Origin of the sequence: Algoriphagus sp. PAP.12, from assembly GCF_026652115.1 — a bacterium.
Lineage (GTDB): Bacteria > Bacteroidota > Bacteroidia > Cytophagales > Cyclobacteriaceae > Algoriphagus.
On sequence record NZ_JAPPSQ010000004.1, the window covers coordinates 90915 to 116454 of the forward strand.

Sequence of the window (25540 nt, forward strand, 5' to 3'; positions counted from 1 at the left end):
TCTCAATTTATTAAAGAATCGCTTCGCTTGATTTGCGAGCAGTCTTTTCCATATTTTCAGAAAGCTTCTCGTACTCGTCTTGAGATCCAACGATGATGTTTTGCAAACTTCTCTGACCGGTACCGGCAGGGATCAAATGACCCACAATCACGTTTTCTTTCAATCCAAGTAACTCATCACGCTTACCTCTGATAGCTGCTTCGGAAAGTACTTTAGTAGTCTCCTGGAAGGAAGCCGCAGAGATAAATGACTCAGTACCCAAGGAAGCCGCAGTGATACCCTGAAGAGTTGGCTTAGAAACGGCAGTTTCAGCATCTCTTACTTGTACCAATTTCAAATCCTTACGCTTCAAGCTTGAATTCTCATCTCTCAATCTTCTTGCAGAAATGATCATACCTGGCTTCAAAGTAGAAGAATCTCCAGCATCATTGACTACTTTCTTGTCCAAGATATTGTCGTTTTCCTCACGGAACGCCCACTTATCTACAACTTGACCTTGCAAGAATCCAGTATCACCAGCATCCAAGATTTCAACTTTCTGCATCATTTGAGATACAATTACCTCGATGTGCTTATCGTTGATTTTTACACCTTGAAGTCTATAAACTTCCTGGATTTCATTTACCAAGTATTCTTGAACTGCAGTTGGTCCTTTGATAGACAAGATATCATTTGGAGTAATTGCTCCATCAGAAAGAGGCTCACCAGCACGGATGAAGTCATTTTCCTGAACCAAGATGTGCTTAGAAAGAGATACCATGTATTTCTTAATTACGCCATCTTTGGATTCGATGATGATTTCTCTATTACCACGCTTGATACCACCATAAGTTACCACACCGTCGATTTCAGAAACTACAGCAGGGTTGGATGGGTTACGAGCTTCGAACAATTCCGTTACTCTTGGAAGCCCCCCGGTAATATCACGAGTTTTACCAACTGATCTAGGAATTTTCACCAAGATCTGTCCAGCTTTTACTTTATCTCCAATTTCCACTGCCAAGTGAGCTCCAACCGGGATGTTGTATCCTTTAGAGTCTTCACCGTAGTTCACTACGATAGCAGGGTTCTTGGTTCTATCTTTAGTATCGATAATTACTTTCTCACGGAAACCAGTCTGATCATCGGCAACCTCTTTGAAAGTAATACCTTCAACGATGGATTCGAATTCTACCTCACCGTCAAATTCTGACAAGATCACGGCGTTGTATGGATCCCAAGTACATAGAGAATCTCCTTTTCCGATCTTCTGACCATCTTTTACATTCAACAATGCACCATAAGGAACGTGGTTGGAAACCAAAGTCTTTCCAGACTTATCGTTGATCTTGATCTCTCCAGATCTACCCATTACCACTGTTACAGGTTCACCATCTTTGTTGGTAGACTCGATGAATCTCAACTCTTCGTCGAATTCAACTGTACCTTCAAATTTAGCATTGATGCTGGCTTCAACAGCCATGTTGGATGCAGTACCCCCTACGTGGAATGTTCTCAATGTCAACTGAGTACCTGGTTCACCGATTGACTGTGCAGCGATAACACCGACAGATTCACCAGCTTGGACCATTTTACCAGTTGCCAAGTTACGTCCGTAACACTTGGAACAAACTCCTCTTCTCGTCTCACAAGTCAATACTGATCTGATCTCAACTTCCTCAACTGCAGACTCATCAACACGCTTGGCAATCTCATCATCAATTTCGATACCAGCTGGCAAGATCAATTCGTCAGTAACAGGATCATATACATCATGTACAGAAACTCTACCTAGGATTCTTTCAGAAAGTGGTTCTACGATCTCGTCATTATCTTTCAATGGCTGAACAACCAACCCTCTCAAAGTACCGCAATCCTCTTCGGTTACGATCATATCCTGAGCTACATCCACCAAACGACGAGTCAAATAACCCGCATCAGCAGTTTTAAGGGCTGTATCGGCAAGACCTTTACGAGCACCGTGAGTGGAGATAAAGTATTCCAATACATCCAGACCTTCTTTAAAGTTGGAAAGGATTGGGTTTTCAATAATCTCACCTACGGAACCTTGCAAGTTTTTCTGAGGCTTAGCCATCAGACCTCTCATACCACCCAACTGACGAATTTGTTCTCTGGAACCACGAGCTCCTGAGTGCATCATCATGTAGATCGCATTGAAACCTTGCTTATCCTCTTCCATCTTCTTCATTAGATTATTAGTCAAATGAGAGTTGGTACGAGTCCAGATATCAATTACCTGGTTATATCTTTCGTTGTCTGTGATTAGACCCATCAAGTAGTTGTTCCAAACCTGATCTACCTCTTCTTTTGCTTTGGCGATCATTGGCTCTTTCTCAGCTGGGATAATTACATCATTCAATCCCATTGACAAGCCTCCTTGGTATGCCATTTGGAATCCTAGATGCTTGATATCATCCAAGAATTGAGCAGTACGTGCGATACCACATACCTTCACTACTTTAGCAATGATTTGCTGCAATTTCTTCTTTGTAAGCAATTCATTTACATATCCTACTTCCTCAGGCACGAACTGGTTGAAGATCAATCTACCAGCAACAGTTTCGATGATTTCTTCTTTGATTTCACCGTCTTCGCCACGTACGTTCACCTTACATTTGATGTTCGCATGCTTAGAAACCTGTCCTTCATTCATGGCGATCACAACTTCCTCACTGCTGTAGAAAGTCATTCCTTCACCAGCAACTGGCTCTTCAGGAGTAGATTTTTTGCCTTTTGTCACATAGTAAAGACCCAAAACCATGTCTTGAGAAGGTACTGTAATAGGAGCACCATTCGCAGGGTTAAGGATGTTGTGAGCAGAAAGCATCAAAGTGGAAGCTTCCAAAATCGCTTCATGTCCTAGTGGTACGTGAACCGCCATTTGGTCACCGTCAAAATCGGCGTTGAATGCAGTACATACCAATGGGTGAAGCTGGATTGCTTTTCCTTCGATCAATTTCGGCTGGAAAGCCTGGATACCCAATCTGTGAAGAGTTGGGGCACGGTTTAGAAGAACAGGGTGTCCTTTCAATACGTTTTCCAAGATATCCCAAACCACAGGATCTTTACGATCCACAATTTTCTTAGCGGATTTTACTGTCTTAACAATACCTCTTTCGATCAGTTTTCTGATGATAAATGGTTTGAAAAGCTCAGCCGCCATATTTTTAGGAAGACCACACTCGTGAAGCTTCAATTCTGGACCTACTACGATTACAGAACGACCGGAGTAATCCACACGCTTCCCAAGCAAGTTTTGACGGAAACGACCTTGCTTACCCTTCAACATGTCGGAAAGGGACTTCAAAGCACGGTTACCATCAGATCTTACCGCATTTACTTTTCTAGAGTTATCGAAAAGTGAATCCACAGCTTCCTGTAGCATACGCTTCTCATTTCTCAAAATCACCTCTGGAGCTTTGATATCGATCAATCTCTTCAGACGGTTGTTTCTGATAATTACTCTTCTATATAGGTCATTCAAATCAGAAGTCGCGAAACGACCTCCATCCAAAGGAACCAATGGACGCAATTCCGGTGGAATCACTGGAACCATGCGAACTACCATCCACTCAGGGCGATTTTCGATTCTGGTTCTTGCATCACGGAATGCTTCTACTACTTTCAGACGCTTCAAAGCTTCTGCTTTTCTTTGCTGAGAAGTATCAGTTGCGGCTTGGTGACGAAGTGAGTAAGAAAGATCATCAAGATCCAATCTTGCCAACAACATCTCCAATGCTTCAGCACCCATTTTGGCGATGAACTTGTTAGGATCATCGTCATCCAACATATGGTTTTCTTTTGGAAGCTTATCCATGATATCCAAGTACTCGTCTTCAGTCAAGAAGTCTAGATACTGAATTCCATCCTCAGCTTTGATACCAGGTTGAACTACCGCATAACGTTCGTAATAAACGATTTGGTCCAACTTTTTGGTAGGAAGACCCAACAAGTAACCAATCTTGTTAGGAAGAGATTTAAAGTACCAAATATGGGCTACAGGAACCACCAATTCGATGTGCCCCATACGCTCACGACGTACTTTCTTTTCAGTCACTTCTACACCACAACGGTCGCAGATAATGCCTTTATATCTGATGCGCTTATATTTACCACAATGACACTCCCAGTCCTTCACTGGACCAAAGATTCTCTCACAGAACAAACCGCCCATTTCAGGCTTGTAAGTTCTATAATTGATAGTCTCTGGCTGGGTTACCTCACCATTTGAGCTATCCAGAATAGATTCTGGGGAAGCCAAACTGATGGTAACTCTCGAAAAGTCATTGTTGAGTTTTTTGTTTTTTCTGAACGCCATAGTTTTTTGAAAGATATGTGAAGGGCAGTTTGACCTGCCCTAAAGAGCCAAATTAATCTAGGGTAATTTCAAGAGCCAAGCCTCTCAATTCATGAACCAATACATTGAATGATTCAGGAATGTTAGGCTTAGGAAGGTTTTCACCTTTCACGATCGCTTCGTAAGCTTTCGCTCTTCCGATTACGTCATCAGATTTTACTGTCAGGATTTCCTGAAGTACGTGTGATGCACCAAATGCTTCCAATGCCCAAACTTCCATCTCTCCAAATCTCTGACCACCAAACTGAGCTTTACCACCCAGAGGTTGTTGTGTAATCAAAGAGTATGGACCGATAGATCTTGCGTGCATCTTGTCATCCACCAAGTGACCTAGTTTCAACATGTAAGCGATACCTACAGTAACTGGTTGGTCGAATTTCACACCAGAAAGACCGTCATATAGATAAGTACGTCCGTATGCTGGAAGTTCGGCCAATTCCAATTCGTGAGAAACTTCTTCCATAGAAGCTCCATCGAAGATTGGAGTAGCGTATTTCTTACCCATTTTCTTACCAGCCCAAGCTAGAACTGTTTCGAAGATCTGACCAATGTTCATACGGGAAGGTACACCTAGTGGGTTCAATACGATATCCATAGGAGTACCGTCCTCAAGGAATGGCATGTCTTCGTCACGAACGATTCTAGCCACGATACCTTTGTTACCGTGTCTACCTGCCATCTTATCACCCACTTTCAACTTACGTTTCTTAGCGATGTAAACTTTGGCAAGCTGAACAATACCAGCTGGAAGCTCATCCCCTACTTCTAGAGTGAATCGATCTCTCTTGAATAGACCAGAGATTTCGTTTCTAGAGTTGGTGTAATTTTTCACCAATTGAACAATTAGATTGTTGATGTGTGCATCGTCAGTCCAATCATCCAAAATGATATCAGAAATCAAGTTCGCTTCTTCTGGAACATTGTAGTTAGACTCGTCTCTGTAAGGGTTCTTAGCAGGGAACAAGTTGTTCTCAATGTTCTTATGGTTGAATTTCATTCCTTTGCTGATGATCTCATCACCAAATTTATGCTTCACACCCAAAGAAGTTTTACCGTCAAGCAAAGTCACCAATTTGTTGATCATACGAGCTCTGATGCCCAATAGATCCTTGGAATACTTCGCTTTCAGTTTTTCAACTTCTGCTTTAGCTTTCGCTCTGTTGTCTTTATCCTTTTTAGGTCTTGAGAATAGTTTGGTTTCGATCACCACACCATTCAAGGAAGGAGAAGCTTTCAAAGAAGCATCTTTCACATCACCAGCTTTATCACCGAAGATCGCTCTCAAAAGCTTCTCTTCTGGAGTAGGATCAGTTTCTCCTTTAGGAGTGATCTTACCGATGATGATGTCACCTTCTTTTACTTCGGCTCCTACAGCGATGATTCCATTTTCATCCAAATGCTTCACTGCATCTTCAGAAACGTTAGGGATTTCAGAAGTCAATTCTTCTTCCCCACGCTTGGTATCTCTTACCTCAAGCTGGAATTCTTCAACGTGAACGGATGTAAATATATCTTCACGAACTACTCGCTCAGAAATCACAATCGCATCCTCGAAGTTATATCCTTGCCAAGGCATGTAAGCCACGCGAAGGTTTTTACCCAAAGCAAGTTCACCGTTGTTGGTAGAATAGCCTTCCACTAGAACTTGACCTTTTTCAATTCTCTGCCCTTTCAATACCAAAGGAGTCAAATTGATAGTCGTATCTTGGTTGGTTCTTCTGAACTTGATCAGGTCGTATGATTTATATTCATCTGTAAAGTTCACCAACAATTCATCGTCTGTAAGGTCATACTTCACAGTGATTTTCTTAGCATCTACATAGTCAATGACACCATTTGCTTCAGCGATGATCAAAGATCTGGAGTCGATGGCAGCTTTGCCTTCCAAACCCGTACCTACAATCGGTGCTTCGGCTTTCAACAATGGTACAGCTTGACGCTGCATGTTGGATCCCATCAAAGCACGGTTCGCATCATCATGCTCCAAGAAAGGAATCAAAGATGCTGCAACAGAAACGATCTGGTTAGGAGCAACGTCCATGTAGCTGATTTCAGTTGGCTCCAATACTGGGAAGTCACCCTCAAATCTTGCTTTTACCTTCTCGTTGACAAATGCACCTTTTTCATCCAAAGGAGCATTTGCTTGGGCAATGTTATGGTTATCTTCTTCTTCAGCAGTCAAGAAAACGATGTCCTCAGTCTTCATTCCCACTTTACCTTCATTTACCTTTCTATAAGGTGTTTCAAGGAAACCCATTGAGTTCACTTTTGCGTGAACACAAAGAGAGGAAATCAAACCAATGTTTGGACCTTCTGGAGTTTCAATAGTACAAAGACGACCATAGTGTGTATAGTGAACGTCACGAACCTCGAAACCTGCTCTTTCCCTGGAAAGACCACCTGGACCCAAAGCTGAAAGTCTTCTCTTGTGAGTCAACTCTGCCAATGGGTTGGTTTGATCCATGAACTGGGAAAGCTGGTTGGTACCAAAGAAGGAGTTGATCACTGAAGATAGTGTACGAGCGTTGATCAAGTCAACCGGTTTGAAGTCCTCGTTGTCACGTACGTTCATACGCTCACGGATTGTTCTTGCCATTCTCGCCAAACCAACACCAAACTGGCTATACAACTGCTCACCTACAGTTCTTACACGTCTGTTGGACAAGTGATCAATATCATCGACTACCGCTTTGGAGTTGATCAAACCGATCAAGTACTTAACGATATAGATGATATCATCTTTGGTCAATACGATTTTTTCTGCTTCGATATCAAGACCCAACTTCTTGTTGATTCTATATCTACCTACTTCACCCAAATCGTATCGCTTGTCAGAGAAGAACAAAGAGTGAATCACCTCACGAGCAGTTGCTTCATCAGGTGCTTCAGTATTTCTCAACTGACGATAGATAACTTCAACCGCTTCTTTCTCAGAGTTGGAGTTATCTTTCTGAAGTGTATTATATATAATGGAGTAGTCAGCAATGTTCACATCCTCTCTATGAAGGATGATAGACTTAGAGCCTGAATCCAAAATCATTTCAATGTCTTCATCTGTCAAAACGGTATCACGCTCAAGCAATACTTCGTTTCTATCGATGGAAACTACCTCACCTGTATCTTCATCTACGAAATCTTCTACCCAAGTTCTCAAAACTCTCGCCGCCAATTTTCTACCAGCAGCTTTCTTAAGAGCAGTTTTAGTCGCAGAAACCTCTTCAGAAAGTCCGAATAGGTCCAAGATATCTTTATCAGATCCATAACCTATAGCTCTCAAAAGAGTGGTTACAGGGAATTTTTTCTTACGATCGATATAAGCATACATGACATTGTTAATATCTGTAGCAAATTCAATCCAAGAACCTTTGAAAGGAATGATACGAGCAGAGTATAATTTCGTACCGTTAGTGTGCTTACTTTGAGCAAAAAATACACCTGGTGATCTGTGCAACTGAGATACAATCACACGCTCCGCACCATTGATGACAAATGAACCTTTTTCGGTCATATAAGGCAAATTGCCTAAGAAAACCTCTTGTTCGATTGTTTCGAAGTCCTCGTTGTCCTCATCATGACAAAGTAATCTCAATTTTGCCTTCAAAGGAACAGAGTAGGTCAATCCTCGATCAATACATTCCCCAACACTATATTTTGGAGGGTCTACTGCGTAGTCGATAAATTCCAAAGTGAAATTTTCTCTGGAATCAGAGATAGGGAAATTTTCAGAGAAAACTTTAAATAACCCATCTGCCCGGCGCTTTTCAGCAGGAGTATCCAATTGGAAAAAGTCTTTAAAAGACTGCAATTGAATATCTAGAAAATCCGGATAGTCTTTGACCACCTTAATGGAGGAGAAACTTTTCCTTTCGGTTTGATTCTTGATAGCCAAGGTAGTGTATGTTTATAGTGAAATTAAATAACGAAATATGACAATTTTCGCTTAGTATAATGCAATTTTTTACCTGTGCATAAACAGGAAAAGACCTGACTTTATTAGTCAGGTCTTAGGGCTAAACCTAAACCAATTGGTTCGGATTTGGCCAAATTATTTGATCTCTACTTCAGCACCAGCTTCTTCTAGAGACTTTTTCAAAGCTTCAGCTTCGTCTTTAGCGATACCTTCTTTCAAAGCTTTAGGAGCACCATCAACTAGTTCTTTTGCTTCTTTCAAGCCAAGACCAGTCAATTCTTTCACCAATTTAACTACTGCTAGTTTCTGACCACCAGCAGCCTTCAAGATAACATCAAAAGAAGACTTCTCTTCTTCTGCTGCACCACCGTCAGCACCACCAGCAGCAGGACCTGCAACAGCTACTGCAGCAGCAGCTGGTTCGATTCCGTACTGATCCTTAAGGATATCTGTCAATTCTTTAACCTCTTTTACAGTCAAGTTAACCAACTGATCTGCAAGTTGTGTAAGATCTGCCATTGTATTATAAATTTAAATTTTTCTGATTTTTTGATTGAATTGAAGTATTATTTTTCTTCTCTGCTTTCTAGAGCCTTAAGCACACCACCGATGTTGTTTTGGCCACTTTGCAATGCAGAGATAAGGTTCATAGCTGGAGATTGTAGCAAACCAATAAGGTCTCCCAAAAGCTCTGGCTTAGATTTAAGATTAGAAAGCATTTCTAGGTTAGCTTCGCCGACAAAGATATCAGCGTCGATAGAAGCACCTTTAAATACTGGCCTAGTCTCTTTTTTACCTACTTTTTTTCTGAAATCCAGCAATACTTTAGCTGGAAGGTTACTAGTCTCTTTGGAGAAGATAATTCCAGAGAAACCTTTCAAAGTATCATCTAGCTGAGAGAAGTCTGCATCCAGATTTTCAAGAGCTTTTTTGATGATCGTGTTTTTGTACACTTTGTACTCAACACCTCTCTCAAAACAAGTTCTTCTGAAAGCATTAACCTCTGCTACAGAGAATCCTGCCGCGTTCGTGATATAGAAGAAAGGGTTTTCTCTAAATTTCTCGGTAAGACCGTCGATTAATTCTTTCTTTTCGTCTCTAGTCATGATTATATACCTTGAATGCTACCCTTGTCTACTGCAATACCAGGAGACATTGTACTGGATACGTGAATACTTTTGAAATATGTTCCTTTAGAAGAAGCTGGCTTCAACTTGGAAATAGTCAAGATCAATTCTCTGATATTATCCTCAATTTTTTCAGGAGAGAAAGAAACCTTACCTACGCTTGCATGAATGATACCGAATTTATCAACTTTAAAGTCGATTTTACCCGTTTTCACCTCTTTAACTGCTTTTCCAACTTCCAAAGTAACTGTACCTGCTTTAGGGTTTGGCATTAGACCTCTAGGACCCAACACTCTACCCAATCTACCTACTTTCGCCATTACGTTAGGCATAGTAATGATGACATCAATGTCAGTCCATCCACCTTCGATTTTAGCAATGTAGTCGTCCAATCCAACGTAATCTGCACCTGCTTCTTTAGCCTCTGCTTCTTTGTCAGGAGTACAAAGCACTAGTACTTTGATATCTTTACCTGTACCATGAGGAAGTGCTACAACACCTCTCACCATTTGATCTGCTTTACGAGGATCCACGCCCAAACGAACGTCTACATCCACAGAAGCATCAAACTTTGCCAAGGTAATATCCTTAACGATAGAAGAAGCTGCCTCCAGGGAGTACACTTGGCTTGGGTCGTACTTAGAAAGAGCTTCTTTTTGCTTTTTTGTTAACTTAGCCATAGTTGTATTTTTATTCGTCCCAAGGGGCTTTACCAGATACTGTGATTCCCATGCTTCGAGCGGTACCCGCTACCATTTTCATAGCAGATTCCACTTTGAAGGCATTCAGGTCAGGCATTTTTACTTCCGCAATCTCTTTTACCTGATCCCAGGTAACAGAACCTACCTTCTTACGGTTAGGTTCAGCAGAACCACCTTTCAATTTTGCAGCTTCCAACAGCATGTTTGCAGCTGGAGGAGTTTTTACTACAAAGTCAAAAGACTTGTCTGAGTAGATTGTAATCAATACAGGCAACGTTTGTCCCATTTTATCCTGGGTACGTGCATTGTATTGCTTACAGAACTCCATAATGTTCAAACCCTTGGAACCAAGAGCTGGACCTACTGGAGGTGACGGATTTGCCTGGCCACCTTTCACTTGTAGTTTTAAATAACCAGTGATTTCCTTAGCCATTGCTTAGTCTTGTTTTTCTACTTGTATAAAGTTTAACTCAACAGGAGTATTTCGACCGAAGATCTTAACCATAACGTTAAGCTTCTTCTTATCTTCAAATATCTCCTCAATTGTCCCGGTAAATCCACTGAAGGGCCCATCCATTACCTTAATGGACTCTCCGACTATAAATGGTGTATCCAATTTCTCAGCAAACTCATCAATCTCCTCAACCTTTCCTAAGATACGGTTGACTTCTGATTGGCGTAACGGTTCAGGGGTTTTGGAAGCTCCCCCCTGGTTTGATCCAAGAAACCCGATTACTCCCGGAATACTTGTAATTACGTGATTGGCTTCACCATTAGAAAGGTCCGCATTGACCAAAACGTATCCAGGAAAGAAATTTCTTTCTCGAACACGCTTTTTGCCATTACGCATCTCATATACCTTCTCAGAAGGTATGAGTACTTCAGGAATAAATTCATCAATCCCTTGTCTTGAAATTTCATTATCCAAGTAGGTTTTAGTCTTTTTTTCCTGCCCAGCTACTACCCTGAGTACGTACCACTTATGTTCAGCCATTCTGTAATGTCAATTCAATTAAAATAAATCATAAAACCATGTCATGATGTTTTCAAACCCTAAATCTACCACTCCAATAAATAGAGCAAAGATCAAAGATGCTACCAACACCAATACCGCAGAATTTTGAAGAAAAGAAAACTTCGGCCAAGTGACCTTGTTTTTCATCTCATCATACGACTCGAGGACAAAGTTTTTAAGATTCATAGTATTATAACTTACTTGCACGGGCAGAGAGATTCGAACTCCCATCAACGGTTTTGGAGACCGCTATTCTGCCATTGAACTATGCCCGTGTAAATGAACGCCCCGCTAACGGGAACGCAAAATTAGATAAAACTGTCTAAAGAAACAAATGCGATCCCAAAAATATTTAGGATCGCATTATGTATAATTTATTCAGATGATTAGTCTAGAATTTCAGTTACCTGACCGGCACCTACAGTTCTACCACCTTCACGGATAGCGAAACGAAGACCTTTTTCCAATGCAACTGCATTCAACAAGTTAACTTCGATAGTCACGTTATCACCAGGCATAACCATTTCTACGTTTTCTGGAAGTTTGATCTCACCAGTTACGTCAGTTGTTCTCAAGTAGAACTGAGGTCTGTACTTGTTGAAGAATGGAGTATGACGTCCACCTTCTTCTTTAGAAAGTACGTAAACTTCAGCTTTGAAGTGAGCGTGAGGAGTTACAGATCCTGGCTTACAGATGATCATACCTCTCTTGATTTGAGCTTTTTCAATACCTCTCAACAAAAGACCTACGTTGTCACCAGCTTCACCTCTGTCTAGGATTTTACGGAACATCTCAACACCAGTTACTGTAGACTTCAAGCCTTCAGCTCCCATACCGATGATATCTACAGGGTCACCAGAGTTGATAACACCTCTTTCGATACGACCAGTTGCAACAGTACCACGACCAGTGATCGAGAATACGTCTTCAACAGGCATCAAGAAATCTTTATCTACTGCGCGCTCTGGAAGAGGAATATACTCATCTACAGCGTTCATCAATTCCATTACAGTTTCAACCCACTTTTCTTCTCCGTTCAATGCACCAAGTGCAGAACCAGCGATTACAGGGATATTATCACCGTCAAATTCATAGAAAGAAAGCAATTCTCTGATTTCCATTTCCACAAGCTCAAGAAGCTCAGGATCATCAACCATATCTACTTTGTTCATGAATACAACTAGTGCAGGTACACCTACCTGGCGAGCCAATAGGATGTGCTCTCTAGTTTGTGGCATTGGTCCGTCAGTAGCAGCTACTACAAGAATAGCACCGTCCATCTGAGCAGCACCAGTTACCATGTTTTTAACGTAGTCAGCGTGACCAGGACAGTCAACGTGAGCGTAGTGTCTCTTGTCAGTTTGGTATTCTACGTGTGAAGTATTGATAGTAATACCTCTTTCTTTTTCTTCCGGAGCGTTGTCGATGGAAGAGAAGTCTCTTAATTCAGATAGACCCTTTGAAGCCAATACAGTAGTAATTGCAGCAGTCAAAGTGGTTTTACCATGGTCTACGTGTCCAATCGTACCGATATTAACGTGCGGCTTGGAACGGTCGAATGTTGCTTTTGCCATGCGTGAAAATCCTCAGTTTAAGTTTAAAGATATGTTTAGATAAATTTTTAAAGCCGATATGAGCCAACGACGGGATTTGAACCCGTGACCCCTTCCTTACCAAGGAAGTACTCTACCCCTGAGCTACGTCGGCTTTTGCTCGATGCTTCTCCCTAGAGAAAAGCATAGAGCGGGAGACGAGGCTCGAACCCGCGACCTGCAGCTTGGAAGGCTGCCGCTCTACCAACTGAGCTACTCCCGCTTATATTATGCCAAGTACCGAAGCTAGCCTCAAGTACCTAACCCGGCCATACCGGATTATCCTTTCGCCCTGCAAAACTAGAAAAAAATTTTACATTCAGGCAATTGTGGGGGAAACAGGATTCGAACCTGTGAAGACATAAGTCAACGGATTTACAGTCCGTCCCAGTTGGCCGCTTTGGTATTCCCCCAACTAGCGCTAAGAATTTGATTGGTTTCCCTCTCTGTCTGTCTTAACGGATGGCAAAATTAGATGCTTTTCGGAAAGTATCAAAGCCTGCAAATCTTTTTTCTAAAGTTTTTTTGAGGATTCGATCCAAAATATTCAAAATCAATTAATTAATTTTTCACATCAAAGGCTTGAAGGAAATAGTCAAAGTACCTTTTGATGTCCTCATCCCTTTCTTTCGATGCTATTTCACGAATTTTAGCCACAACCTCATCATCATCTCCGAATCCCAACAAACCTTGAAAAGCTCCCAAACGCACATACATTTGACTACTGTTTTCCATCAAATTCAATAAATACTTCATTGCTTTTTGAGAATCCTCTTTCGGATGTTGGACAAAATATTCTGCATAATATCCTAGAAAATAATACAGGCCTTCCCCACTCAAGGTTTCTGATTTGGTCTGAAACCAATTTCCTTTGCCAGGAATGTCATTATTCAAATAAAATTCAGCTATTGGTATTATCACGCGAAAATTATTTTCTTTGGAAAACTTTTCTATCAATTCGGAAAGATCTTCCCCGGAATCGGAAGAAACCAATGCCATAAGAGCTGAACTTACTATCAGATAGGAAGAGTCGTTAACATATTTCAAAAAAGCTTCTTGGTATTTGGCTGGATCTCCTAAAGCCCCTAATGCATCAATGGCTCCAGCTCGAACTGAATTTTTCTCACCAGATTCTGCCAATAGAAATACCTTCTCTTCTAAGGCTGGATTCGATACCATCCATTCAGGGTTACTTTGAATGGATTGAAGAGCCAATTCTTTGACTGACCAAAACTCATCATCTAGGGCCTGTGGTATTAATCCCAAAAGCACTTCTAACGTATCTCTGTTTCGAAGACTATCCAAAGCCTCATACCTTGCCGCTCCCAATTGAGATTCTTCAAACTGCCTTTTCAAATAGTCCGAATCCAAATCCATGAACTTTACCATCAAAACATCGGAGCCCTCATCTATATAGATTTGATCAACAGGATCTTCATTCTGTAAGGCAAATTGCTGGAAACCTTGCTCCAGAATAAACTCTTTGGTTTTTCTTTCTCCTCCAACATACCAGCTAACTTCAAAAGGCAATTTGTAAAGAGGGGTATTTTCTAAATCCTGCTCTTGCCATGCACTGATCAAAAGGTTATCTGGGATGGAGTAATCGACTTCAAACCTGACCTGTGGATGTCCTTTGTCTAAAAACCATTGATTGAAAAACCAATTCAAGTCTTCACCGGAAACTTTTTCAAATGCCAACCTGAGATCATGTACCTCCACAGATGAAAAAGCATGTTGGTTGAGATAATAGTTGAGTCCCTCAAAAAACAATCCGTCTCCAAGGTGTTTGCGAAGCATATGTAAAACCAATCCTCCCTTAGAATAGCTATGGGCATCGAAAAGCTCCTCGGCATCTGGATAATGGAAACGAATTAGGTTTTCCTGTTTACCCATTGCTTCCTGAAAATAAGTTTCTCTCTCAGCAATCAATTTTAATTTGGCTTGATCCAATCCGTATTTGTATTCATTCCATAGAAACTCACTGTAATTAGCGAAAGCTTCATTCAAGGTCAAATTGGACCAAGATTCAGCAGTCACATAATCTCCAAACCATTGGTGAAACAATTCATGGGCTATGATATAATCCCATTCAGAATCAATCGCTTCTCTTTCAGTCAATTTGAGTTCCTCCATAAAAATGGAAGCTGTTGTATTCTCCATTGCTCCTGACACAAAATCAGGAACAACAATCTGATCATATTTTGGCCACGGGAATTTGACTCCAGTTAGTTTTTCAAAATACCCCATCATTTCTGGTGTATTGGCAAAAACCTTGGCAGCTCCTTTCTCATACCCTTTCTCCACAAAATACCCCAATGGAATATCTCCATGAACATCTTCGGCCTTTCCAAAATCTCCAATTGCAACAGCTGCTAAATATGGAGAATGTGGCAATGTCATTTCCCAAGTATCCTTTCTTAAGCCATTTCCCAACTCTTCCGATTTGATCAAATTGCCATTGCTGACCGTTATCAGACTATCCGCAACAGTCAAATGAATAGTTTGGGTAAACTTTTCATTGGGTTTGTCAATCGTAGGGAACCATTTGGAACTAAACTCAGTCTCGCCCTGGGTCCAGATCATTCTTGGTTTATTGGGAATCGTATCCAAAGGATCAATGAAATAGAGTCCTTTGGTATCTGTGATAGCAGAGCCGCCTCCACCTGAATTTTTGTCAGGAAAAGCAGTATACTTCATCCAAACCTGAATCGTATCGCCCTTTTCGATCTCTTTTGGTAAATAGATCTCAATCTGCTTTTCATCGTAGCGATAGCCAAATGACAGCTCTTCACCGTCTATTTTTCCATAGATTTTCCCCAATTCAAAATCTTTAGCATCTAGCGTGAGGACTTTTTGAGACTTGGCGTAGGGAGTTAAAGTCAGGCGGGCTTCTCCTAAAACCGCACTACGTTCATAATCGAAATTCAAATCCAATTCAGTGTGCAAGAGATCAAAAGTTCTTGTAGCGCTTGCCCGGTAAGTCAACAAATCATTTTCTTTTTCCCGCATCAACCTAATCTGTTTCAGGGAATCCTGATTACTATCTCTGACTTCGGTGAAATTAGAATCGGGTTTGGTTTCCTTAATTGCCACTGGTTCTGAGGATTTACAAGAACTTAAAATCGAAAGTCCTGAAATCACAAAAAATAGAAGGGTGTTTTGCAAAATATTCTTTGGCTTCGTAATCATTTATTTGATATTTGGTGAGGAAACCCAGAACCCTGGCTCTCCCTCTGAAGAATCAATGGCTTAAATTAGTAGGAATGTTTTCAGTAATCATCAATGAAAAGGCTTATTCGGTTGAAAAAACCGATAAACAGCTCAAAGTTAACGATCAAGAATTTGATTGGGATATGAAATGGGTTTCTGATCGAAGGATTCATTTTATCAAAAACAATCAATCCATGGAAGCCGAGCTTATTTCTTTGGATTCTGAAACGAAAACCATGCAGATTAAGCTCAACCATAAAGTGGTGGAGCTTCAGTTGAAAGACCGATTCGATTTGCTTTTGGAAGAATTAGGCATGGACAATTTGGATAGTTCCGGAATCCAAGATATCAAAGCCCCTATGCCTGGCCTGATTTTGGACCTGAAAGTGAAAGCCGGAGATGAGGTCAAAAAAGGAGATGTCGTATTAATTTTAGAGGCCATGAAAATGGAAAACTCCATTAAGTCCCCTGGTGACGGAGTGGTAAAAGACATCAAGGTATCTCTAAACCAAAGTGTTGAAAAAAACCAGGTCCTTATATCATTCTAAAGCCCAAATGAACGTTTTCAGAACAAATTCAAGATTCAAAACAAAATAGACTAGCATTCTGAAAGGAAGAAATTATATTTGTCCGGTTATTTTGGTCCGAGAAAGAATCGGCCTCCTTTAAAAAACTTTAGAGAAATGAAATACAAACGAATTCTCCTCAAACTGAGTGGAGAGGCCTTGATGGGTGAAAAAAGCTACGGAATCGATCCAAATAGACTCCAGCAATATGCCCAAGAGATCAAGAAAGTGAAAGAGATGGGCGTAGAAATCGCCATCGTCATCGGAGGGGGAAATATTTTTAGAGGAGTTCAGGCAGAAAAATCAGGAATTGATCGAGTACAAGGTGACTACATGGGAATGCTTGCTACCTTGATTAATGCCATGGCTCTTCAAAGTGCTTTAGAATCAACTGGCATGTTTACCAGATTGATGTCCGGGATCAAAATTGAAAGCGTTTGTGAGCCTTTCATTAGAAGAAGAGCTATCAGACATTTGGAAAAAGGAAGAATTGTAATTTTCGGAGCAGGTATTGGTAACCCTTACTTCACAACAGATTCTACAGCTAGTTTGAGAGCGATTGAAGTAGAAGCTGACGTGGTATTGAAAGGAACTCGCGTCGATGGTGTTTACACAGCAGATCCTGAAAAAGACAAAACTGCCACAAAATACCAGACCATCTCCTTTTCTGAGGTATATGAGAAAAACCTAAATGTGATGGACATGACGGCATTTACACTTTGCCAAGAAAACAATCTACCTATTATTGTATTTGACATGAATAAAGCTGGCAACTTGAGCAATTTAGTTCAAGGAGAAGAAGTCGGCACATTGATCACAACATTATAAAAGCAAAATGGAAGAGATCGAATTATACTTAGAGGAGGCTCAGGAATTGATGCAAAAAGCAGTGGATCATACCGCCTCTGAACTTTTGAAAATCAGAGCAGGAAAAGCAATGCCTAACTTGGTAGATGGGATCATGGTGCCTTACTATGGAGCACCTACCCCAATCAACCAGGTATCATCTGTGACTACTCCTGATGCAAGAACTTTGGCGATCAAACCTTTCGAAAGAACTTTGATCGGTGAAATCGAGAAAGCTATCATCAACTCTGACCTTGGATTGGCCCCTCAAAACAATGGAGAGATTATCATCTTGACGATCCCAACATTGACTGAAGAAAGACGTGTTTCTTTGGTAAAACAAGCCAAGCACGAATGTGAAAACGGAAAAATCTCTGTTAGAAACGTTCGAAAGGATACCAATGACTCCTTAAAGAAGCTTCAAAAAGAAGGTACAGCTGAGGACTTGGTCAAAGGAGCAGAAACTCAAGTTCAAAAGTATACTGATCAATACATCGTTAAGATCGAAGCACTTCTTGAGAAGAAAGAAGCTGAAATCATGAAAGTTTGATTTCCTCAAAAAAATTTAATCAAAGCTAGCCCCAATAAGGCTAGCTTTTTTGTTTCATTTTCAATTATCATCCACAATTGCCCTGATTAGATCTGGATACAGTTGTGCTCCTGTCGCCCGATCAAATAGGGCCAACCCATAATCTCCATCAAAACCCATATCCCAATAAAACGGAATGATTCCTCGGGATTTCATACTCCTAGAAACATATTCCATGTAATATTTTCGATAGGAATGGTGCCCCGAAGCTTTTTTGGAAACAGCTCCATATTCCCCCACGATTACCGGAATGCCTTTGTCAATAAAGTTGGTTTTCATCTTTTGAAATTGCCCATCTGTATAATTTTCGTCGGCCCATCCAGCAGTCTTTTCTGGGTTATCGGCGTCTTTTCCCCATTGGGTAACCTCCTCGGAATTTTCTAAAGTAAACTGATAAGGATCATAATAGTGAACCTCCAAAACCAATCGATCTGTCGTTGAATCTTCCGGCATACTGAAGGTATTTAGACCATAATCGATATTGGCATTAAATGTCTGAACTACAAGATTTCTAAACGCATTTCTACCTCCGGTAGACCTGACAATATCCACAAATGCCTGATTATAGGAATTTTGAACATTTGCATATTCTGAGGTAGGAGGACCATAGTCTCCTTCTACCATTACTTCATTGGTCCCTGCAAACAGCAAATGATCATCATAATCTCTGAAGTTGAGAGCGATCTGAAGCCACATTTTTGACATCCTATTTTTAACTTCTTCTTGATGATCATAGGTAGGAATCATCCATCCCCCATCCCAATGCATATTGATGATGGCATACATTTCATTTGCTACCACATAATCTACTACTTCCGTAACTCTGTCCATCCACGCTGGATCAATCTCATAATTTTCCTCATTCTTAAATTTTGACCATGCTACAGGAATCCTAACGGCATTAAAGCCAGCAGCCTTCACTTTATCAATTAAGTCTTTGGTGATTTTGGGATTTCCCCAGGCAGTTTCCCCTCCTATCGCCTCTAAAGAATTGCCCACATTCCATCCATTTCGCATTTCTTTGACCAATTCCAAACTGGAAATATCCCTCATACCGGTAGGATCTTCCGGGATAAAATAGTCAGGAATTACAGCCGTCGCTTCCTGCTGGACGATTCGAAGATTTTTCACTAATCCCTCAACTGAAAAACGTACGGTTCCTTCTCTAGAATCCGGATTTTCGTTGGGGTCTATGGTAATTTCAATTTCGGCATTCCCAAATCCAGACATCTGTGAAATTCCAATCCAGCTGGAGTTGGTATTGGCTTGCCAAGAGGAATTACTGGTAATCGAGATCGAAAAAACCTCCCCTTCCCCACCAACAAGACTTTCCACAGGAGAAATTGAAAGTGTGGAAGGACGAGGTTCTTCATCGGAAGAACAAGAAAGGAAAAATAAAAGTCCTGCAAACAGGCACAATCGTAGGTATTTTGGGTAGTTCATATTTCAAAACTACCATAGCTTAATCTTTACTAAGGGTAGGAAATGATAACAATGACACCTACAAATGTTTTCTTAAGATCAATTCACCTGAATAAATGTGGCTACACCAAATCTGGCTCCTCCACGCAGGTAATTTCCATTTTCGAATCCGGCACCAAACTCAACACGAAAAAGCCTAAACAGATTATCCAAGGAATATCCTACTTCTACATAATGAGGTGAATTCTCAGTTTTTAGATAATTCAAGAAAATATTTTCCCTTACTCCAGAAAAACGAAGCATAGGCAATTGAGTAAAAAGGAATTTCCTGAATTGGTAATGGAAAATACCAGACACATAGGATGAATTCGTACTATACTTGTAATAGTCCATGAATCGATAATTGGATGCTGGCCCGAAATTGGAGAAAATGGTCCTATTACCTCCGAAATGCTGGTAATCAGGGAAATATACCTGACTGTTATTTAAGAAGGATCCCGCTTTTACATTAAAGTCAAATTTCCCACTTACCCCAAATGTAAAATCATGCTCAATTCCCAATTCAACATGATCAAAATCGGAAGCATTTGCTTGATTTCTAAATGTTGGAATTGCTTTAGTATAACTGAACTTAATTAAAGGTGATCTATCAGTAATCGGGTATTTCCTTCCGTTCCTGATGCCATACTTTACTCCTGGTCTCCAATCAAATCCAAGATAAAGTCTGGCAATTTGATGGTTTTGAAAATCCATGTCATTGGTTTCTACATTCTCTGGCTGATTCGCTGTATACTCCCGTTCCGATTTATTGTAAAAACTATAGTTATTCGTATTAAATAGCTGCCTTCTATCTGCAAATGTCAGGTGAGCTCGATAAGTAAAGCCATAATTGACTCGATGCGCCCAATAGAACCTAGCAAAATCCTGTTCAAATAGCTTCATGTAGTTTTGGCGAAACAATAAAGAATACAAGGCATTAACTTGCTCATTGATAGGTTCTCCCCCATTAAATTGATAGAGATACCTTCCTCCCTGTATTCCCCATGATGTCCCTGAGGTAGGCAAAGTATGAGACCATCTAAAATCTACAGTGCTGTAAAATCTCTTACTGGAAAAACCATATCTTAATTCTGGTTCGATATTGAAGCTTTTTCTATCATAATTGGTACTGTCCGCCAACTTAGTTTCAGAATACTTCCTGTAGAACAATCCCATTCCTACTTTGGCTCCCTCCACAGTATTAAAAGAAATCTTCGTCCAGTTTTGTCTGAATCCAAGAGATACTCCTTTTCCAAAACTATAGGTTGCTCCATTTAGAAAATCCAACGGTTTATACTTCCTCCTGGCTTTTTTGGCTACTGAATCAACCTCACTCATTTTTGCCGCTTCAACTGTAGCCACGCTGTCATCTCTTTTATATCCTTCAACCTCTTTGATGGTCAAAGGAACCGGACGAATACTATCCCAATAGCTCAAATCGCGCTTTTTGGCCATCGAGTCCACACTATAGTATCTCTCAGTCACTACATCTGGTTCATCTTTCTCTTTGAGCATTTCCTTCTCATATTCATTCATGAGTTTTCGATATTCCTTTCGAGTTTTAGGCTCTTCAGAAGCTAATTTTTCAAAGGCTGAGAGATCAGACTTCGCCTCTTCCACGACTTCTTCAGGAACTTCCTCAATAGTCTCATCGATCAAAGTTGGGGGCTGGACCAAATCAGGATTTAAAGTAATGTCATAATCATTGGTAGAAGCCAAGTATTTGAACTCACCTTCGAACCCAAAAAACTTCCCTCCAAAATTATAGGTGTGTGTAAAAGGCATCCAGACATTATCGGCAACAGGAGCATATTGCTGGGTTGCCTGAATTTGAAACCCAAAGAGTGAGGTTTGCAAATTCAGGCTGTGAATAGCCCAAAGATCTTCTATGATATAAATGTAGCCTTCAAAAACACGCTCACCTCTCGATCTTGGTGTAACCTTTATTTTATTGACCAAAACATCTTGATCGAAAAAGCTCCCCTCATACTTGAATCTGTAATAGGTGAATGCAGCTCTCGACAATGGAGTGATGATGTCATTTATTTTTTCTTGGTAAAAGCTCGTCTGAATATAAGGCGCCGGCGAGGTAGCTTGATTATCCCCATTGGTTCGGATCGAGATCACTTTCTCCTCCACCTTATCGGGTTGGGTAAATGTTATTCTAGAAACAGATTCGGATGTATAGGCTTCATTGAGGTTTAACCCGTCTTTTTCTAAAGTCTTTTTCATGAAAAAAGGAGCATCAGTCAGCTGGCCTGTCCCTTTTAGGTAAACAGTCATTGAATATTGCTGGAGCTGAAGCCGGTGATATTTTGCCTTGGCAATAGCCTTTCGCATGATCGTTAGGGCTGGATCCTCCGCTCCAGCCTTCACTTCTACCTGGCTTAAGGTATACACCTGTGGCTCCAATTGAATATTAAACTCAACCCAATCCTCTTGGACAATGATGGTTTCTATAACCGATTTATAACCCAGGTATTGAAACATCACATCGTAAATTCCTTTCTTCAGTTTGATTTCATAAAGCCCTTCCTCATTGGTGGGAGCTCCGTCACCCAAATTCCGGATATAAACAGATGCAAAAGCTAATGGCTCCCCTTCAGAATCGGTGATCTTTCCACGAATGCCCTGAGAAAAAACATCAACTGCCCCAATACAAGTGGACATGAGTAATAGCAAAAAACAAAAAACTCTAATTTTCATAAAACAAATCTCAATTAGTTAAATATATAACCATGTTTTATTAGTGCTTAGGTATTAGACATAGTTTTTAGATATTTTAGGATGTTACACTGGTTAAAATTGTGTTTAAAAAATCTTTGTTTCAGCATTAACTGTTCTAAAATTATTTATAATATTTTTAAACTTTTTTAAAATTTTTAAATATCTTTTTTAAGACTTTTCAACTAGAATTTCGTGAATCCTTTTTTTTCAAAATTTTATTTAAAATTAATTTTTTAAGGAATTTTCAAAAATCACAGGATTTAATTTAGTGATTCCACAACTATACCCAGCGTTATTTAATGAATTTATAAAATATACATTCCTCTATTAATTAGAGGAAATCTTAGTCATGTTTGACTTAAATGTTAATTATTGCAAATTAAAATTTATTGCAACACCTTAGTTTTTGAAACCCATCATGCTGTGTCGGTTTCATTTTTTATACAAACAATTAAACCCTATGAGAAATTATTTACAAAAGCTAAAGTCGTTAACTCTGGTGGCGGCCCTATTTATGGGGGCGATACTAGTGGCAAACGCACAAAACAGGACCATTTCGGGGACTGTTCTGGACGCATCCCTTGGGGATCCCGTCCCAGGAGCAACAGTCTTAGTCAAAGGAACCACTAGAGGTGTGGCTACCGACCTAGACGGTAAGTTCACCTTGGATATTCAATCTAGCGACCAAGTATTGGTTGTTTCCTTTGTGGGATACCTTACTGCTGAAGTTGAAATCGGAAACCAAAGCACATTTACCATCAATCTTGAGGAGGATATTCAAAGTCTTGAAGAGGCGGTGGTTATCGGTTATGGTTCCCAAGACAAAAAGGAAATCACCTCTGCTGTAGTGGGAGTTAAGCCTGAAGACTTTAACAAAGGAAACGTTTCCAACCCTTCTCAGTTGCTACAAGGTAAGGTAGCTGGTCTATCCATTACAAAAGCTGGTGGAGACCCTAATGGAGGTTTCAATGTGAGGTTAAGAGGATTGTCCACATTCGGAGCAAACTCTTCTCCACTAGTTGTACTGGATGGAGTAATTGGTGCTTCTTTGGATGCAGTTGATCCAAATGATATCGCATCAATTGATGTATTGAAAGACGGTTCTGCCGCTGCGATTTATGGAGCCAGAGGTTCTTCTGGTGTGATTTTGATTACTACCAAGTCCGGAAGCAAGGACGGTTCTACAAATATTACTTTAAATACTTTCGCATCTCTTAGTAATGCGACCAACATGATCGATGTCCTTTCCCCAGAAGAGTTTGTCGAAAGAGGAGGAACGGATTTCGGTTCCAAAACTGACTGGAGAGATGAGCTTTTGCAACAGGGATATTCCTACAATGCAAACACTAGCATCTCTGGTGGTGTTGGCTTCACTAAATATATGGCTTCTGTCAACTACAGAAACAATCAAGGCTTGATCAAAGGGCTTGGAAATGAAAGATTGAATACTCGTTTGAACTTTTCCCACGGTGCATTCAACAACAAGTTGAGATTGAGCGTAAACCTTTCCTTCACCAACTTGGATCAGGAAAATGTAAACCAAGGCGCATTTAGATATGCTACTATTTACAATCCAACTGCTCCAATTTTTGAAAGCACTGAAGATGCTGCCAAATACGGTGGTTACTTTCAACGATCATTGACTGACTTCTTCAACCCAGTAGCATTGATCAATCAGCAAAAATTCGTCAGTGAAGAGAAAAATGCCCTAGCTGCATTTAGATTGGAATATGATATTCTCCCAACCTTGACTTTATCAGCTCAGTATTCTCAGGACAGAAAAAATATTCTTCAAGGATCTTTCTGGTCAAAAGAGGATTTCTCAAGTGGATACGGTGCTGGAGGTTCAGCTCAAAGAACAACTCATGATAATGCTCGAAGAATCTTTGAATCCACTTTGAGATATGAGAAAGATCTTTCCCGAAGGTTAAATATGGCTTTATTGGGAGGTATAGGATTCCAGTATCAAACCAACCAAGGGTTCAACGCAAGATCAAAGCAGTACCTATTTGACATTGGGTGGAATAATTTGGGAGCAGGATCAATCAGAGTAGGTAACTTCACTGATATGTCTTCCTACGCAAATGAGGACCAATTGAACTCAGCTTTTGGTAGAGCTAACTTCAACTATGACAACATGTTGTTTTTCTCTGCATCAGTCAGAGCTGAAACTTATTCTGGATTTGGAGCGAACAATCAAACAGGGGTTTTTCCAGCTTTCTCCTTGGGTTCTGACTTCACTCAGATTTTCGACATGGGAGTATTTAACCAGTTCAAGCCTAGAGTATCTTATGGCGTAACAGGTAACTTACCTCCTTCTCCTACATTGGCATTGGGATACTACGGAAATGGTAACAGAATTGACCTAGATGGTAACCCTCTGACTTCAAATGACCTTTATGTAGGTATTATTCAAAACTCAAACCCTAACAGAGATTTGAAGTGGGAGACCAAAAAGGAATTCAACGTAGGAGTTGATTTTGGCATTTGGAATAATAAAGTAACTGGTAGTATTGATTATTACACCAGAAACATTTCTGACTTGCTATTCAACGTACCTGTGACAGCAGGAGCTCCTAACCCATTTGATCCGGGTCGTTTCAATACTGTTGCTAACACTTGGGTTAACTTAGCAGATTTGAGAGCCGCAGGTTTTGAGTTTGCCGCAGGTGTTACTGACGTGAAATTGGGAAGTGTTTCCTGGAATCCAAATCTAAACTTCACGCTTTACCAAAAAACTGAAATCGTAAGTTTGTCGGCAGGTGATTTAGGTTTTGACGAATTGAGATTTGCGACACCAGGGTCTCCAGGGCAGAACAATAACCCAATCATCTACAACAGAGTAGGTCAGACATTGGGTGATTTCTACGCTCCGATTTTAGAAGGTGTAACTGAAAGTGGAGAGTATATCCTATCAACAGACAATCCAGACGAATGGCAAAAAGTAGGTAATGGCCTTCCGAAAGGTGAATTTGGCTTTGCAAACAGCTTTGCTTGGGATAAATGGACCTTCAACTTTTTCTTGAGAGGAGTTTGGGGACATGATTTGTACAACTCTTACAGAGGTTTCTATGAAAACCAAGATGCAAGCTCCAACAGCTGGAACTCTGTAGTAACAGATAAAACTGAATACATCACATCTACACCTACTTATAACAATTCTTATGTTGAGAATGCCTCTTTTATTAAATTGGACAACATGGAGTTGGGCTACAATTTCGATGTGAAATCCAAAAATGTAAGCAGTTTCAGATTGTATTTGGCAGGACAAAACCTATTCCAAATTACTGGATATACAGGTATCGATCCTGAAGCAAGGGTAACTGACATGGAAAATGGAAATGCATTTACCACTGCTCTTTCACCAGGTTTGGAAAGAAGAAATACTTATTTCCAAGTTAGGACTTTCACTTTGGGTGCTACAATCACCTTTAAATAA

The 25540-nt window shown here is 40.4% G+C and carries 16 protein-coding genes and 4 tRNA genes; 4 read left to right on the forward strand and 16 right to left on the reverse strand.

What is annotated here, in order from left to right; translation table 11 throughout:
* Positions 1–10: 10 nt before the first annotated feature.
* The 14 genes from rpoC to O0V13_RS07045 form a co-directional block, all read right to left on the reverse strand.
* Positions 11–4318 (reverse strand): DNA-directed RNA polymerase subunit beta', encoded by a 4308-nt coding sequence (gene rpoC, locus O0V13_RS06980; protein ID WP_268034265.1) that lies wholly within the window; start codon positions 4316–4318, stop codon positions 11–13.
* A gap of 52 nt (positions 4319–4370) precedes the next feature.
* The gene (gene rpoB, locus O0V13_RS06985) at positions 4371–8246 is read right to left on the reverse strand and encodes a DNA-directed RNA polymerase subunit beta (protein ID WP_268034266.1); all 3876 of its coding nucleotides are present in this window, start codon (positions 8244–8246) and stop codon (positions 4371–4373) included.
* Positions 8247–8402: 156 nt separating this feature from the next.
* Positions 8403–8786, reverse strand: coding sequence for a 50S ribosomal protein L7/L12 (gene rplL / locus O0V13_RS06990; protein ID WP_026956439.1), 384 nt, complete (start codon positions 8784–8786; stop codon positions 8403–8405).
* Between the two features lie 47 nt (positions 8787–8833).
* A complete protein-coding gene (rplJ, locus tag O0V13_RS06995; RefSeq protein ID WP_268034267.1) occupies positions 8834–9373 on the reverse strand; it encodes a 50S ribosomal protein L10 in 540 nt (179 codons plus the stop codon).
* A gap of 2 nt (positions 9374–9375) precedes the next feature.
* The gene (gene rplA, locus O0V13_RS07000; protein WP_268034268.1) at positions 9376–10074 is read right to left on the reverse strand and encodes a 50S ribosomal protein L1; all 699 of its coding nucleotides are present in this window, start codon (positions 10072–10074) and stop codon (positions 9376–9378) included.
* Between the two features lie 10 nt (positions 10075–10084).
* On the reverse strand, positions 10085–10528 hold the full coding sequence (rplK, locus tag O0V13_RS07005) for a 50S ribosomal protein L11 (protein ID WP_073572763.1): 444 nt from the start codon (positions 10526–10528) through the stop codon (positions 10085–10087).
* A 3-nt stretch (positions 10529–10531) separates the two neighbouring features.
* Positions 10532–11089: a transcription termination/antitermination protein NusG gene (gene nusG / locus O0V13_RS07010; RefSeq protein ID WP_073572762.1), complete on the reverse strand. Its 558-nt coding sequence runs from the start codon at positions 11087–11089 to the stop codon at positions 10532–10534.
* Between the two features lie 18 nt (positions 11090–11107).
* Positions 11108–11296 (reverse strand): preprotein translocase subunit SecE, encoded by a 189-nt coding sequence (secE, locus tag O0V13_RS07015; protein ID WP_026966270.1) that lies wholly within the window; start codon positions 11294–11296, stop codon positions 11108–11110.
* A gap of 18 nt (positions 11297–11314) precedes the next feature.
* Positions 11315–11385: transfer RNA gene (locus O0V13_RS07020), tRNA-Trp, on the reverse strand.
* Positions 11386–11496: 111 nt separating this feature from the next.
* Positions 11497–12684, reverse strand: coding sequence for an elongation factor Tu (tuf, locus tag O0V13_RS07025; protein ID WP_268034269.1), 1188 nt, complete (start codon positions 12682–12684; stop codon positions 11497–11499).
* A gap of 61 nt (positions 12685–12745) precedes the next feature.
* Positions 12746–12817 (reverse strand) — tRNA-Thr (locus O0V13_RS07030).
* Positions 12818–12852: 35 nt separating this feature from the next.
* Positions 12853–12925, reverse strand: a tRNA-Gly gene (locus O0V13_RS07035).
* A 107-nt stretch (positions 12926–13032) separates the two neighbouring features.
* Positions 13033–13115 (reverse strand) — tRNA-Tyr (locus O0V13_RS07040).
* 148 nt (positions 13116–13263) lie between these two features.
* A complete protein-coding gene (locus O0V13_RS07045) occupies positions 13264–15891 on the reverse strand; it encodes a M1 family metallopeptidase (RefSeq protein ID WP_268034270.1) in 2628 nt (875 codons plus the stop codon).
* Between the two features lie 74 nt (positions 15892–15965).
* Here O0V13_RS07045 and O0V13_RS07050 point away from each other — a divergent pair, with 74 nt between their 5' ends.
* The 3 genes from O0V13_RS07050 to frr all read left to right on the forward strand — a co-directional run bounded on the left by O0V13_RS07050 (position 15966) and on the right by frr (position 17874).
* Positions 15966–16460 (forward strand): acetyl-CoA carboxylase biotin carboxyl carrier protein subunit, encoded by a 495-nt coding sequence (locus O0V13_RS07050; RefSeq protein WP_268034271.1) that lies wholly within the window; start codon positions 15966–15968, stop codon positions 16458–16460.
* Between the two features lie 135 nt (positions 16461–16595).
* Positions 16596–17306 carry a UMP kinase gene (gene pyrH, locus O0V13_RS07055; RefSeq protein ID WP_268034272.1) on the forward strand — a complete coding sequence of 237 codons (711 nt, stop codon included), beginning with the start codon at positions 16596–16598 and terminating at the stop codon, positions 17304–17306.
* 7 nt (positions 17307–17313) lie between these two features.
* Positions 17314–17874, forward strand: a complete 561-nt coding sequence (gene frr, locus O0V13_RS07060; protein ID WP_268034273.1) for a ribosome recycling factor — start codon at positions 17314–17316, stop codon at positions 17872–17874.
* Positions 17875–17934: 60 nt separating this feature from the next.
* On the opposite strand, the gene O0V13_RS07065 is transcribed toward frr, so the two are convergent.
* Both O0V13_RS07065 and O0V13_RS07070 read right to left on the reverse strand, forming a co-directional pair.
* Positions 17935–19356 carry a cellulase family glycosylhydrolase gene (locus O0V13_RS07065; RefSeq protein WP_268034274.1) on the reverse strand — a complete coding sequence of 474 codons (1422 nt, stop codon included), beginning with the start codon at positions 19354–19356 and terminating at the stop codon, positions 17935–17937.
* 78 nt (positions 19357–19434) lie between these two features.
* Positions 19435–22044, reverse strand: coding sequence for a DUF5686 and carboxypeptidase regulatory-like domain-containing protein (locus O0V13_RS07070; RefSeq protein ID WP_268034275.1), 2610 nt, complete (start codon positions 22042–22044; stop codon positions 19435–19437).
* Positions 22045–22561: 517 nt separating this feature from the next.
* Here O0V13_RS07070 and O0V13_RS07075 point away from each other — a divergent pair.
* Positions 22562–25540: a SusC/RagA family TonB-linked outer membrane protein gene (locus O0V13_RS07075; protein WP_268034276.1), complete on the forward strand. Its 2979-nt coding sequence runs from the start codon at positions 22562–22564 to the stop codon at positions 25538–25540.